Source organism: Ectobacillus sp. OTK, from assembly GCF_059698935.1.
Window position 1 is genome coordinate 126,057 of record NZ_AP048547.1, and the last position, 14,477, is coordinate 140,533.

9 protein-coding genes are annotated in these 14,477 nt (G+C 43.2%); all 9 read left to right on the plus strand.

Annotation, left to right across the window (positions count from 1 at the left end):
- Nucleotides 1-17: 17 nt before the first annotated feature.
- The 9 genes from AC6HZ4_RS00670 to rplC all read left to right on the plus strand — a co-directional run bounded on the left by AC6HZ4_RS00670 (nt 18) and on the right by rplC (nt 14,469).
- On the plus strand, nt 18-617 hold the full coding sequence (locus AC6HZ4_RS00670; protein WP_497493134.1) for a class I SAM-dependent methyltransferase: 600 nt from the start codon (nt 18-20) through the stop codon (nt 615-617).
- A 285-nt stretch (nt 618-902) separates the two neighbouring features.
- Nucleotides 903-4,436 carry a DNA-directed RNA polymerase subunit beta gene (rpoB, locus tag AC6HZ4_RS00675; RefSeq protein WP_497493135.1) on the plus strand — a complete coding sequence of 1,178 codons (3,534 nt, stop codon included), beginning with the start codon at nt 903-905 and terminating at the stop codon, nt 4,434-4,436.
- Nucleotides 4,437-4,474: 38 nt separating this feature from the next.
- Nucleotides 4,475-8,086 carry a DNA-directed RNA polymerase subunit beta' gene (gene rpoC / locus AC6HZ4_RS00680; protein WP_497493136.1) on the plus strand — a complete coding sequence of 1,204 codons (3,612 nt, stop codon included), beginning with the start codon at nt 4,475-4,477 and terminating at the stop codon, nt 8,084-8,086.
- A gap of 308 nt (nt 8,087-8,394) precedes the next feature.
- Nucleotides 8,395-8,817 (plus strand): 30S ribosomal protein S12, encoded by a 423-nt coding sequence (gene rpsL / locus AC6HZ4_RS00685; protein ID WP_129730313.1) that lies wholly within the window; start codon nt 8,395-8,397, stop codon nt 8,815-8,817.
- A gap of 32 nt (nt 8,818-8,849) precedes the next feature.
- Nucleotides 8,850-9,320, plus strand: a complete 471-nt coding sequence (gene rpsG, locus AC6HZ4_RS00690) for a 30S ribosomal protein S7 (RefSeq protein WP_497493137.1) — start codon at nt 8,850-8,852, stop codon at nt 9,318-9,320.
- Nucleotides 9,321-9,529: 209 nt separating this feature from the next.
- A complete protein-coding gene (gene fusA / locus AC6HZ4_RS00695) occupies nt 9,530-11,608 on the plus strand; it encodes an elongation factor G (protein ID WP_497493138.1) in 2,079 nt (692 codons plus the stop codon).
- 115 nt (nt 11,609-11,723) lie between these two features.
- Nucleotides 11,724-12,911, plus strand: coding sequence for an elongation factor Tu (tuf, locus tag AC6HZ4_RS00700; protein ID WP_497493139.1), 1,188 nt, complete (start codon nt 11,724-11,726; stop codon nt 12,909-12,911).
- Between the two features lie 582 nt (nt 12,912-13,493).
- Nucleotides 13,494-13,802: a 30S ribosomal protein S10 gene (rpsJ, locus tag AC6HZ4_RS00705; RefSeq protein ID WP_129730321.1), complete on the plus strand. Its 309-nt coding sequence runs from the start codon at nt 13,494-13,496 to the stop codon at nt 13,800-13,802.
- A gap of 34 nt (nt 13,803-13,836) precedes the next feature.
- Nucleotides 13,837-14,469, plus strand: a complete 633-nt coding sequence (gene rplC / locus AC6HZ4_RS00710) for a 50S ribosomal protein L3 (RefSeq protein WP_497493140.1) — start codon at nt 13,837-13,839, stop codon at nt 14,467-14,469.
- Nucleotides 14,470-14,477 lie beyond the last annotated feature (8 nt).

Here is a 14,477-nt window from a genome sequence, read left to right on the forward strand (position 1 = left end):
GAAAGAGGGCTGTGGGCATGGCAGATCACTACTTTTCAAACAATCCTGTAAGCAAAAGCGATCGAAGACGATGGAAATTCGAATTAAGGGGACAAACGTTCACATTTTTATCGGATCAAGGTGTTTTTTCGAAAAATGAGGTGGATTTTGGCTCGCGTCTTTTGATTCATACATTCGAACAACCAGAAGCAGATGGTGCTTTTTTAGATGTTGGCTGCGGGTATGGCCCAATTGGATTATCGCTTGCCAAGGAGTTTGTAAACCGCCGTGTTGATATGGTGGATGTGAATGAACGGGCGTTGGAATTAGCGAAGGAAAATGCAGTGTTGAATGGGGTTACGAATGTTTCTGTGTTTCAGAGCAATGTGTATGAAAATGTGAGCGGACAATATGCTGCGATTTTATCCAATCCGCCAATTCGGGCAGGTAAGAAAGTAGTCCATGAGATTTTGGAGCAGGCAAACGAGCACTTAGCTCCTGGTGGTGAGCTTTGGATTGTAATCCAGAAAAAGCAGGGTGCACCTTCTGCTTTAGCGAAAATGGAAGAAATCTACCCTACTGTAGAAGTTGTGAAGAAAGAAAAAGGCTATTATATCATAAAATCAAAAAAACGTTGACGGTTATTTTTGGTTGTGCTAAGATTATAAAATGCCAAATATATCATTCCTTGCAATGGATAGAATGTATAATTCTTCATGTGTTGGGAAAGATAGTAAAATCAGTAGAGCGCGAAACAGAATGGTGGTTTTCTTAGGAGAAGCCATTTTTCTTTTTGCATAATTAGCAAAGGTTCTGCATGTCCTTAAGGCACGGCTGCGCCTCCGGGCGTCGGCTGTTTTTAGCTTGTAAATTATGCAATTTTATTGCATTTTATAATACTCATGATTTGAGGGGTGAAGCAGTTGACAGGTCAACTAGTTCAATACGGCCGCCACCGCCAACGAAGAAGTTATGCCCGTATTAGTGAAGTATTAGAGTTACCAAATCTTATTGAAATTCAAACCTCTTCTTATCAATGGTTTCTTGATGAAGGTTTGCGGGAAATGTTCCAGGACATTTCACCAATCGAAGACTTCACGGGAAATCTGTCTCTTGAATTCATTGACTACAGCTTAGGTGAGCCTAAGTATTCTGTAGAGGAATGTAAAGAGCGTGATGTTACATTCGCAGCACCGCTGCGCGTGAAGGTACGTCTTATCAATAAAGAAACAGGTGAAGTGAAGGAACAGGATGTATTTATGGGGGATTTTCCGCTCATGACAGAAACGGGAACGTTTGTCATTAATGGTGCGGAACGTGTTATTGTTTCCCAGCTTGTTCGTTCACCGAGTGTGTATTACAGCGGAAAGGTAGACAAAAACGGTAAACGTGGCTTTACTGCGACTGTTATTCCGAACCGCGGTGCTTGGCTTGAGTATGAAACAGATGCGAAGGATGTAGTATACGTACGCATCGACCGTACACGCAAGCTTCCTGTAACAGTGTTATTGCGGGCGCTTGGCTTCGGTTCCGACCAAGAGATTATTGAGCTTTTAGGTGAAAATGAATACTTGCGCAATACACTAGAAAAAGATAACACAGACAGTACAGAAAAAGCTTTGCTTGAAATCTATGAGCGTCTTCGTCCGGGGGAACCTCCGACTGTAGACAATGCAAAGAGTTTACTTGTCTCACGCTTTTTTGATCCGAAGCGCTATGATTTGGCGAATGTAGGAAGATATAAAATCAACAAAAAGCTTCATATTAAAAATAGATTGTTTAATCAACGCTTAGCAGAAACATTGGTAGATCCGGAAACAGGTGAAATTCTAGTTACGGAAGGCACAACCTTGGACCGCCGTACATTAGATAAAATCCTCCCATACTTAGAGAAAAACATTGGTTTTAAAACTTCCAGACCGGTGGGTGGCGTAGTGGAGGACGAGGTTCTTATGCAATCCATTAGAATCTATGCGCCAGATGCAGACGCGGAGCAGACGATTAATGTAATCGGAAACGCGAACATCGATCGGAATGTGAAACATATCACGCCTGCGGATATTATCGCATCTATCAGTTATTTCTTTAATTTGCTTTATAAAGTGGGCGACACTGACGATATTGATCATCTAGGAAACCGTCGTCTTCGTTCTGTTGGAGAATTGCTTCAAAATCAATTCCGTATCGGTCTTTCTCGTATGGAGCGTGTTGTTCGTGAGAGAATGTCTATTCAGGATACGAATGCAATTACACCACAAGCGCTGATTAATATTCGTCCGGTTATCGCATCCATTAAAGAGTTTTTTGGAAGCTCTCAGCTATCTCAGTTCATGGACCAAACAAACCCGTTAGCAGAATTAACGCATAAACGTCGTTTATCTGCGTTAGGACCAGGCGGTTTAACTCGTGAGCGTGCAGGCTTTGAAGTGCGTGACGTTCACTATTCCCACTATGGTCGTATGTGTCCGATTGAAACACCGGAGGGTCCGAACATTGGTTTGATTAACTCTTTGTCTTCCTTTGCGAAGGTAAATGAGTTTGGTTTCATTGAAACGCCGTATCGTCGAATCGACCCCGAAACAGGACGTGTAACAAATCGTGTAGATTACCTGACTGCAGATGAAGAAGACAACTATGTGGTAGCACAGGCAAACATGCGTTTATCAGATGATGGCGAGTTCCTTGATGAAGACATCATTGCTCGTTTCCGTGGTGAAAACATCGTAGTAAAACGTGATCGTGTTGACTATATGGATGTATCGCCGAAGCAGGTTGTTTCAGCTGCAACAGCATGTATTCCATTCTTAGAAAATGACGACTCCAACCGTGCTCTAATGGGAGCGAACATGCAGCGTCAAGCAGTTCCTCTTTTAAATCCGGAAGCACCTATTGTAGGAACAGGTATGGAATATGTATCTGCTAAAGACTCCGGTGCAGCTGTCATTTGTAAGCATCCAGGCGTTGTAGAGCGAGTTGAAGCAAAAGAGGTTTGGGTACGTCGTTATATTGATGTAGATGGTCAGAAGGTTAAAGGAGATTTAGACCGCTACAGAATGTTGAAATTTATTCGTTCTAACCAAGGAACGTGTTATAACCAACGTCCGATTGTAAGTGTGGGCGATGAAGTTGTAAGAGGTGAAATTCTTGCAGATGGACCATCGATGGAAAAGGGCGAGCTAGCTCTTGGACGTAACGTGCTTGTTGCCTTCATGACATGGGATGGTTACAACTATGAGGATGCTATCATTATGAGCGAACGTCTTGTGAAGGATGATGTATACACATCTGTTCATATTGAAGAGTATGAATCAGAAGCGCGTGATACAAAGCTTGGTCCTGAAGAGATTACACGCGATATTCCGAATGTTGGTGAAGATGCACTTCGCAACTTGGATGAGCGGGGAATCGTTCGTATTGGTGCAGAAGTAAAAGACGGAGATCTTCTTGTTGGTAAGGTTACTCCAAAGGGTGTAACGGAATTAACAGCTGAGGAACGTTTGTTACATGCAATTTTTGGCGAGAAAGCACGTGAAGTTCGCGATACATCTCTTCGTGTACCTCACGGCGGCGGCGGTATTATTCTTGATGTGAAGGTCTTTAACCGTGAAGACGGAGATGAACTTCCACCAGGTGTAAACCAACTTGTTCGTGTATACATCGTACAGAAGCGTAAAATCTCCGAGGGTGACAAAATGGCAGGACGCCATGGTAACAAAGGGGTTATCTCCCGTATTTTACCGGAAGAAGATATGCCATACCTTCCAGATGGTACGCCGGTTGATATCATGTTAAACCCATTAGGGGTACCTTCTCGTATGAATATCGGTCAGGTATTAGAACTTCATCTAGGTATGGCAGCTCGTTACCTTGGAATTCATGTAGCAACTCCAGTATTTGATGGAGCACGTGAAGAAGATGTATGGGCAACGATTGAAGAAGCAGGCATGTCTCGCGATGCTAAAACAGTTCTGTATGACGGTCGTACAGGTGAACCGTTTGATAACCGTGTATCCGTAGGTGTTATGTACATGATTAAGCTTGCTCACATGGTTGACGACAAACTTCATGCTCGTTCTACAGGACCATATTCACTTGTTACGCAGCAGCCCCTTGGAGGTAAAGCACAGTTCGGTGGACAGCGTTTCGGTGAGATGGAGGTTTGGGCGCTTGAGGCTTATGGTGCTGCTTATACACTTCAAGAAATCTTAACAGTGAAATCTGATGACGTAGTAGGACGCGTAAAAACGTATGAAGCAATCGTTAAAGGAGAAAATGTACCGGAGCCAGGTGTACCTGAATCATTTAAAGTATTGATTAAGGAACTGCAAAGCTTAGGTATGGATGTTAAGATTTTGTCCAGTGACGAAAAAGAAATTGAAATGCGTGACACGGATGATGATGATGACCATCAGTCTGCCGATAGATTGAATATCGAAGTTGAGACAACGAAGGAATAATTCGATATAACCTGTAGATTGAAAGGGAGGTAGTCCCCTTGATAGATGTAAACAACTTTGAATATATGAAGATTGGACTTGCTTCGCCCGATAAAATTCGCTCTTGGTCATACGGGGAAGTCAAAAAGCCAGAAACAATTAACTACCGTACATTAAAACCGGAAAAAGACGGTTTGTTCTGCGAGCGCATTTTCGGTCCTACAAAGGACTGGGAATGCCATTGCGGAAAGTACAAGCGAGTTCGCTATAAAGGTGTTGTCTGTGACCGATGCGGTGTGGAAGTAACACGTGCTAAAGTCCGCCGTGAGCGTATGGGGCATATTGAGCTGGCAGCCCCAGTCTCTCACATTTGGTATTTCAAGGGAATTCCTAGTCGTATGGGACTTGTACTTGATATGTCTCCTCGTGCCCTTGAAGAAATTATTTACTTTGCTTCTTATGTAGTAACAGAAAGTGGCGATACTCCTCTTGAGAAAAAGCAACTGTTATCTGAGAAGGAATATCGTGCATACCGTGAAAGATACGGAAGCACTTTCCAGGCATCCATGGGTGCGGAAGCAATTAAAAAGCTTTTACAAGACATTGACTTAGACAAAGAGGTAGATTATCTCAAGGAAGAGCTTAAAACAGCACAAGGACAGCGCCGTACACGTGCTATTAAGCGTCTTGAAGTGCTAGAGGCATTCCGTGGTTCAGGAAATGAACCATCTTGGATGGTTCTCGATGTTCTTCCTGTTATTCCTCCTGAGCTTCGTCCAATGGTACAGCTCGATGGAGGACGTTTTGCGACATCTGATTTAAATGACCTATACCGTCGTGTTATTAACCGCAATAACCGTCTAAAGCGTCTTCTAGACCTTGGTGCGCCAAGCATTATCGTACAAAATGAGAAGCGTATGCTCCAGGAAGCGGTTGATGCATTGATTGATAACGGTCGTCGCGGTCGTCCTGTAACAGGACCTGGTAACCGTCCGTTGAAATCTCTTTCACATATGTTAAAAGGTAAGCAAGGGCGTTTCCGTCAAAACTTACTTGGTAAACGTGTTGACTACTCTGGACGTTCCGTTATTGTTGTAGGGCCGAACCTCAAGATGTATCAGTGCGGATTACCTAAGGAAATGGCACTTGAGTTATTTAAACCATTTGTTATGAAAGAATTGGTTGAAAAAGGCCTTGCTCATAATATTAAGAGTGCAAAGCGTAAAATTGAACGAGTACAGCCAGAGGTTTGGGATGTATTAGAGTCTGTCATTAAGGAACACCCAGTTCTATTAAACCGTGCCCCGACTCTTCACCGTCTTGGTATCCAAGCGTTTGAGCCAACTCTTGTAGAAGGTCGTGCAATTCGTCTTCATCCACTTGTATGTACAGCATATAACGCGGACTTTGACGGCGACCAAATGGCGGTTCACGTTCCGCTTTCTGCTGAAGCACAAGCAGAGGCCCGTTTGCTTATGCTCGCGGCTCAAAACATCTTGAATCCGAAAGACGGAAAGCCAGTTGTTACGCCATCTCAGGATATGGTATTAGGAAACTATTACTTAACGATGGAGCGCGTTGGTGCAGTTGGAGAAGGAATGGCATTTAAAGATACAAACGAAGCGTTGCTTGCGTATGCAAACGGTTATGTTCACTTGCATACTCGTATTGCTGTTGCAGCTGGTTCCTTGCAGAACGAAACGTTCACAGAAGAGCAAAACAACATGCTGCTTTTAACAACTGTCGGTAAATTGATTTTTAATGAAATCTTACCGAAATCCTTCCCTTACATTAATGAGCCTACAAAAGAAAACTTGGAAAAAGAAACACCTGCCAAGTACTTTGTTCCAAAGGGCGCTAGTGTAAAGGAAATTATCGCAGAACGCGAAGAAGTTGCGCCGTTTAAAAAGAAAATTCTCGGTAATATCATTGCAGAGGTATTCAAACGTTTCAAAATTACAGAAACTTCCCGCATGTTAGACCGCATGAAGAATTTAGGCTTCAGATACTCAACAAAAGCGGGTATCACAGTTGGTGTAGCAGACATCGTGGTATTAGGTGAGAAGGAAGAGATTTTACAAGAAGCACAATTGAAGGTAGATACAGTAACAAAACAATTCCGTCGCGGTTTGATTACGGAAGAAGAACGTTATGATCGTGTTATTTCTATTTGGAGTAATGCAAAGGATGTAATCCAAGGGAAATTGATGAAATCCTTGGATCGACGCAATCCAATCTTCATGATGAGTGATTCAGGTGCCCGTGGTAACGCATCGAACTTTACGCAGCTTGCAGGTATGCGTGGTTTGATGGCAAACCCATCCGGACGTATCATTGAACTTCCAATCAAATCAAGTTTCCGTGAAGGTCTAACAGTATTAGAGTACTTTATTTCCACGCACGGTGCGCGTAAAGGTCTTGCCGATACAGCCCTTAAGACTGCGGACTCTGGTTACCTAACTCGCCGTCTCGTAGACGTAGCGCAGGATGTAATTGTTCGCGAAGACGATTGTGGTACAGATCGCGGCTTGCTAGTACGTGCAATCAAAGAAGGAAATGAAGTGATTGAGTCGTTATACGATCGCCTTGTTGGCCGTTTCGCAAGAAGAATGGTGAAACATCCAGTAACAGGCGAGGTAATCATTTCTGAAAATGAATTGATCACGGAAGACATCGCAGCACTTATCGAAGAAGCTGGCATCGAACAAATGCATATTCGCTCCGCATTTACATGTAATACACGTCACGGTGTGTGTAAGAAGTGCTATGGACGAAACCTAGCAACTGGCACAGACGTAGAGGTAGGGGAAGCGGTAGGTATTATCGCTGCTCAATCTATTGGTGAGCCGGGTACACAGCTGACAATGCGTACGTTCCATACGGGCGGTGTTGCAGGAGACGATATCACACAAGGTTTACCGCGTATTCAGGAGCTATTTGAAGCGCGTAATCCGAAGGGGCAAGCGGTTATTACAGAAATCGACGGCACAGTTGCGGCGATTAATGATGTAAAAGATCGTCAAGAGGTTGTTGTACAAGGAGACGTAGAAGCTCGTACGTACACAATCCCTTACGGTGCTCGCTTGAAGGTGGCGGAAGGCCAACGTGTAGACCGTGGTCAAGAGCTTACAGAAGGTTCGATCGATCCGAAGGAACTTCTAAAGGTCAAGGATATGAACGCAGTACAGGAATACTTGCTGCGCGAGGTACAGAAAGTATACCGTATGCAAGGGGTAGAAATTGGTGATAAGCACGTAGAGGTAATGGTACGTCAAATGCTGCGCAAGGTACGTGTTATGGATGCTGGCGATACAGATGTACTGCCTGGAACATTGCTTGACATTCACCAATTTACAGATGCGAACGAAAAGGTATTGCTTGAAGGTAAACAACCTGCTACGGCACGTTCTGTTCTTCTCGGTATTACGAAGGCATCGCTTGAGACGGATTCCTTCTTGTCCGCGGCATCCTTCCAAGAAACAACACGTGTTCTTACTGATGCAGCTATTAAAGGCAAGCGCGATGAACTTCTTGGTCTGAAGGAGAATGTTATCATCGGTAAACTTGTTCCAGCTGGTACAGGTATGAACAGATACCGAAAGGTAGATCTTGTGAAAACATCGCCTGAAGAGGCTAGTGTAGCAAATCAAGAGGTTTATGTAGAAAGTTAAAAATTCCCATTATAAATTTCATGCAAAACATGTATGGAATGGTTGACATCGTCTTACTGAAGATGTTAATATAAGCAAGGTTGCTCCTGAGGGATATTACGGACGATACAGCATGTACGTTACGATAATACTTACACACTGTGAAAACAGAGTAGAAGGAGTAAGTGATTTACAGTTAATGATAGTCAGTTAAAACTGTTTTTGCGAGGCGGGAGCATTTCGCTTCCCCTTGCAAGAACTTTGTTTTCAACTAATAATGAACCACCTGGATGAGTGGTCTTATAAAAGAAATGAAGGGAGGATAACTCATGCCTACAATTAACCAATTAGTTAGAAAAGGTCGTACTGATAAAGTATGGAAATCTAAATCTCCTGCGTTAAACAAAGGTTTCAACTCTTTGAAGAAAAAAGCAACTGATCTGTCTGCTCCACAAAAGCGTGGTGTATGTACACGTGTTGGTACAATGACTCCAAAGAAACCGAACTCCGCGTTGCGTAAATACGCTCGTGTGCGTTTAACAAACGGAATCGAGGTTACTGCTTATATCCCAGGTATCGGTCACAACTTACAAGAGCACAGCGTAGTATTAATCCGCGGCGGCCGTGTAAAAGACTTACCAGGGGTACGTTACCACATCGTGCGCGGTGCGCTTGACACAGCTGGTGTTAACAACCGTATGCAAGGTCGTTCTAAATACGGTACAAAGAGACCAAAAGCTGCTAAGAAATAATAAATACTTTTTGCTGAAAGGAGGAATACAACATGCCTCGTAAAGGTCCTGTTGCAAAACGTGACGTTTTACCAGATCCGATTTACAACTCCAAGCTTGTATCTCGTCTTATTAACAAGATGATGATCGACGGCAAGAGAGGTAAATCTCAAACTATTCTTTATAATGCATTTGACATCGTACGTGATCGTTCTGGAAAAGATCCTATGGAAGTATTTGAGCAAGCTCTTAAGAACATCATGCCTGTTCTTGAAGTTCGTGCTCGTCGTGTCGGTGGTGCTAACTACCAAGTACCGGTAGAAGTTCGCCCTGATCGTCGTACTACTTTAGGTCTTCGCTGGTTAGTAAACTACGCTCGTCTTCGTGGTGAGAAAACGATGGAAGAGCGTCTAGCTAACGAAATCTTAGATGCTGCTAACAACACTGGTGCATCTGTTAAGAAGCGTGAAGACACTCATAAAATGGCAGAAGCTAACAAAGCATTTGCTCATTATCGTTGGTAGAATTAAGCTTATAGTTATTTGCATGAATTCGCTTTGGTTGTCGTTCATGGAAAGCAGGGAGAGGGAGAAATTCCTCTCTCTTCAATGAACGTCCACTTTACATATTTGGAATGTTTGTGGATATACTTACCTGTGTGACAATTAGAGAGATTTTATGCTTTTTTTAAAAATAAAAATCCAATCCTTTAAAAGGAAGGAGAAAAACACCCATGTCAAGAGAGTTCTCCTTAGACAACACTCGGAACATTGGTATCATGGCTCACATCGATGCTGGTAAAACAACAACGACAGAGCGTATCTTGTTCTATACAGGCCGTGTACACAAAATCGGTGAAGTGCATGAAGGCGCTGCAACGATGGACTGGATGGAGCAAGAGCAAGAGCGTGGTATCACAATCACTTCTGCTGCGACAACTGCCCAATGGAAAGGTAATCGCGTAAACATCATTGATACTCCTGGACACGTAGACTTCACTGTAGAGGTAGAGCGTTCTTTACGCGTACTTGACGGTGCGGTTGCGGTTCTGGATGCACAATCCGGCGTAGAGCCTCAAACAGAAACAGTTTGGCGTCAAGCAACAACTTACGGAGTACCTCGTATCGTGTTCGTTAACAAAATGGACAAGATCGGTGCGGATTTCTTATACTCTGTAAAAACATTGCATGAGCGTTTACAAGCAAATGCGCACCCAATTCAGCTTCCGATCGGTGCTGAAGACCAATTCAGCGGTATCATTGATATCATTGAAATGAAAGCGCATATGTATACAAATGATTTAGGAACAGATATCCAAGTTGTAGATGTTCCTGAAGAATTCCAAGATCAAGCTGAAGAACTTCGCGGTGGTTTGATCGAAGCTCTTGCAGACTTCGACGAAGCACTGATGGAGAAATATCTTGAAGGCGAAGAAATTACAGCAGAAGAATTAAAAGCGGCTATCCGTAAAGCTACGTTAAGCGTAGAGTTCTTCCCTGTAGTGTGCGGTTCTGCCTTCAAAAACAAAGGCGTTCAATTAATGCTAGATGCAGTTATTGACTATCTGCCATCACCGCTTGACATTCCTGCAATCAAAGGTGTCGTTCCTGATACTGATGAGGAAGTAACTCGTCCTGCTGATGATAACGGTCCATTCTCTGCATTGGCATTCAAAATCATGACTGACCCTTATGTTGGTAAGTTAACATTCTTCCGCGTTTACTCCGGTAAAGCAGAAGCAGGTTCTTACGTTATCAACTCAACAAAAGGCAAGCGTGAGCGTTTAGGACGTATCTTACAAATGCATGCAAACTCTCGCCAAGAGATTTCTGTATGTTACTCTGGTGACATTGCAGCTGCTGTAGGTTTAAAAGATACAACAACTGGTGACACTTTATGTGACGACAAAAACCCAGTAATTCTTGAGTCTATGACGTTCCCAGAGCCAGTTATCTCTGTAGCTATCGAGCCGAAATCTAAAGCTGACCAAGATAAAATGGGTACAGCATTAGTGAAGCTTTCTGAAGAAGACCCAACATTCCGTGCTCATACTGACCAAGAGACTGGTCAAACAATCATCTCTGGTATGGGTGAGCTTCACCTTGATATCATCGTTGACCGTATGCGTCGCGAGTTCAAAGTAGAAGCGAACGTTGGTGCTCCTCAAGTAGCATACCGTGAAACATTCCGTGCTGCTGCGCGTGTTGAAGGTAAGTTCGCACGTCAATCCGGTGGTCGCGGACAATTCGGACACGTTTGGATCGAATTTGAACCAAATGAAGAGGGTAAAGGCTTTGAGTTTGAAAACAAGATCGTTGGTGGTGTTGTTCCTCGTGAATACATCCCGGCTGTACAAGCGGGTCTTGAAGATGCATTGCAAAACGGTGTGCTTGCAGGATACCCTGTAGTAGACATCAAAGCTGCATTAGTAGATGGATCTTACCATGATGTTGACTCCTCTGAGATGGCATTTAAGATCGCTGCATCTATGGCTCTAAAAGCTGCTGCTTCTAAGTGTAACCCTGCAATTCTTGAACCGATCATGAAGGTAGAAGTTGTAATCCCAGATGAGTACCTAGGTGACATCATGGGTGATATCACTTCCCGTCGTGGTCGTGTAGAAGGTATGGAAGCACGCGGTAACGCTCAAGTTGTTCGTGCGATGGTTCCACTTTCTGAAATGTTTGGTTACGCAACATCCTTGCGTTCTAATACACAAGGACGCGGAACATTCTCTATGGTATTTGACCACTATGAAGAGGTTCCACGTGCAATCTCTGAAGAAATTATCAAAAAAAATAAAGGCCAATAATTGATTTTTGGCACTTGTTCAAGTATAACTACTTATGTAAGTCTAGAAAGCGAAAGGGCTTTGCCCTTTCTGCCTTCTATCCTATATATATTTGAAATTTAAGGAGGATTTCCCAATGGCTAAAGCTAAATTTGACCGTTCCAAACCACACGTTAACATTGGTACAATCGGCCACGTTGACCATGGTAAAACTACATTAACTGCTGCTATCACTACAGTACTTGCAAAAGCAGGTGGCGCTGAGGCTCGTGCATACGACCAAATCGACGCTGCTCCAGAAGAGCGTGAGCGCGGTATCACAATCTCTACTGCACACGTTGAGTACGAAACAGCAACTCGTCACTACGCACACGTTGACTGCCCAGGCCACGCTGACTATGTTAAAAACATGATCACTGGTGCTGCGCAAATGGACGGCGCGATCCTAGTAGTATCTGCTACTGATGGTCCAATGCCACAAACTCGTGAGCACATCCTTCTTTCTCGCCAAGTAGGTGTACCATACATCGTTGTATTCTTAAACAAATGTGATATGGTAGACGACGAAGAGCTTCTTGAATTAGTAGAAATGGAAGTTCGCGATCTATTAAGCGAATATGAATTCCCTGGCGATGACATTCCAGTTATCAAAGGTTCTGCTCTTAAAGCTCTTGAAGGAGATGCAGAGTGGGAAGGCAAAATCAACGAGCTTATGGCTGAAGTTGATGCTTACATCCCAACTCCAGAGCGTGAAACTGACAAGCCATTCTTAATGCCAGTTGAGGACGTATTCTCTATCACTGGTCGTGGTACAGTTGCTACTGGCCGCGTAGAGCGTGGAACAGTTAAAGTTGGTGACGTTGTAGAAATCATCGGTCTTGCTGAAGAAACTAAGAACACAACTGTAACAGGTGTTGAAATGTTCCGTAAGCTTCTTGACCAAGCACAAGCTGGTGACAACATCGGAGCTCTTCTTCGTGGTGTAGCTCGTGACGAAATCCAACGTGGACAAGTTCTTGCTAAGCCAGGTTCTGTTAAACAACATACAAAATTCAAAGCGGAAGTTTACGTTCTTTCTAAAGAAGAAGGTGGACGTCATACTCCATTCTTCGCTAACTACCGCCCGCAATTCTATTTCCGTACAACTGACGTAACTGGAATCATCCAATTACCAGAAGGCGTTGAAATGGTTATGCCTGGCGACAACATCGAAATGACTGTAGAACTTATCGCTCCAATCGCGGTTGAAGAAGGTACTAAATTCTCTATCCGTGAAGGCGGCCGTACAGTAGGCGCTGGCGTAGTTGCTACTATCACTGAGTAATTTTTAATAAAAAGCTTGGAACCAAAGGTTCCAAGCTTTTTTGCTTTAAAAGCTAGAAGGAAGGGGTGCTAAAACTTATATCATGGGATTAGTATTCTTATCTTACTTCTATAGTAATTTGTTTCTCTGATAGGTGTTTGAATCAGATTTTCCCCTTTTTTATTCAGCTGAGTTAGAAAAAATCTTCTATTATATAGAATTGAATAGGCTTTTGAATTTTATAGGTTCGTTTCAGTTTAAAGTGTACTGCATCTTCGATGTGTTAACTAAGATAATGGATAAGAGCTGCTTACTAATTTGGAAGTTCATCATAGTACCAAAATTTGTGAACATAAACTCATTTGTCCATAGCTTGAAATTCAACGAAGCCGTGTGTATAATAACTAAGGTACGGCAAAAACAGCAAAATTACATTTTGATGTTGCATAGGCTGTAGAGATAATGTATAATAGACGATGTTGGTCTTTGACTGCGATGAAGTGGAAGGTTGCTGACACACCCGGCCGCTTTGCCATGGCGAGTGTGAGGAAATTTCCATGGAGAATGTCTATTTTTAAAATAGGCGAAGAAGGAGGGAAAATAATGGCAAAAGAGAAAATTCGTATCCGTTTGAAAGCTTATGATCACCGTATTTTGGATCAATCAGCAGAGAAGATTGTAGAAACAGCTAAACGTTCTGGTGCGGCGGTATCTGGTCCGATTCCGTTACCAACTGAAAAGACTATCTACACAATTCTTCGTGCGGTGCACAAGTACAAAGATTCTCGTGAGCAATTCGAGATGCGTACACACAAGCGCTTAATCGACATCGTGAATCCTACTCCACAAACAGTAGATTCACTTATGCGTTTAGATTTACCATCTGGCGTAGATATCGAAATCAAACTATAAATGAAATATTCTTAATATGTAGGAGGTGTGACTCATGACCAAAGGAATCTTAGGAAGAAAGATCGGTATGACTCAAGTATTTGCAGAAAACGGCGAGCTAATTCCTGTAACTGTTATCGAAGCTGCTCCAAACGTGGTTCTTCAAAAGAAGACAGTTGAAACAGACGGCTACAATGCAGTTCAATTAGGTTTAGAAGACAAGCGTGCGAAGCTTGCTAACAAACCTGAGCAAGGTCATGCTGCAAAAGCAAATACTGCTCCTAAGCGCTTCATTCGCGAGTTCCGCGATGCAGACGTAGCAGGGTACGAAGTTGGTCAAGAGGTAAAAGTAGAAATTTTCGCTGAAGGCGATACAGTTGACGTAACTGGAATCTCTAAAGGAAAAGGATTCCAAGGTGCGATTAAACGTCACGGACAATCCCGCGGACCTATGTCCCACGGTTCCCGTTATCACCGTCGTCCTGGTTCAATGGGCCCAGTTGCTCCGAACCGTGTATTTAAAGGCAAAAAGCTTGCTGGACGTATGGGTGGAGATCAAGTTACTGTACAAAACTTACAAGTCGTGAAAGTTGATGCAGAACGTAACTTGTTACTCATTAAAGGTAACGTTCCGGGCGCTAAAAAATCGTTAGTAGCTGTTCGTAATGCCGTTAAGGCAAGCAAATAATTCTTTAG

Coding starts and splice junctions, on each gene's coding strand:
- AC6HZ4_RS00670 (WP_497493134.1), top strand. CDS start 18: ATGGCAGATCACTACTTTTCAAACAATCCTGTAAGCAAAAGCGATCGA.
- rpsL (WP_129730313.1), top strand. CDS start 8,395: ATGCCTACAATTAACCAATTAGTTAGAAAAGGTCGTACTGATAAAGTA.
- rpsG (WP_497493137.1), top strand. CDS start 8,850: ATGCCTCGTAAAGGTCCTGTTGCAAAACGTGACGTTTTACCAGATCCG.
- fusA (WP_497493138.1), top strand. CDS start 9,530: ATGTCAAGAGAGTTCTCCTTAGACAACACTCGGAACATTGGTATCATG.
- tuf (WP_497493139.1), top strand. CDS start 11,724: ATGGCTAAAGCTAAATTTGACCGTTCCAAACCACACGTTAACATTGGT.
- rpsJ (WP_129730321.1), top strand. CDS start 13,494: ATGGCAAAAGAGAAAATTCGTATCCGTTTGAAAGCTTATGATCACCGT.
- rplC (WP_497493140.1), top strand. CDS start 13,837: ATGACCAAAGGAATCTTAGGAAGAAAGATCGGTATGACTCAAGTATTT.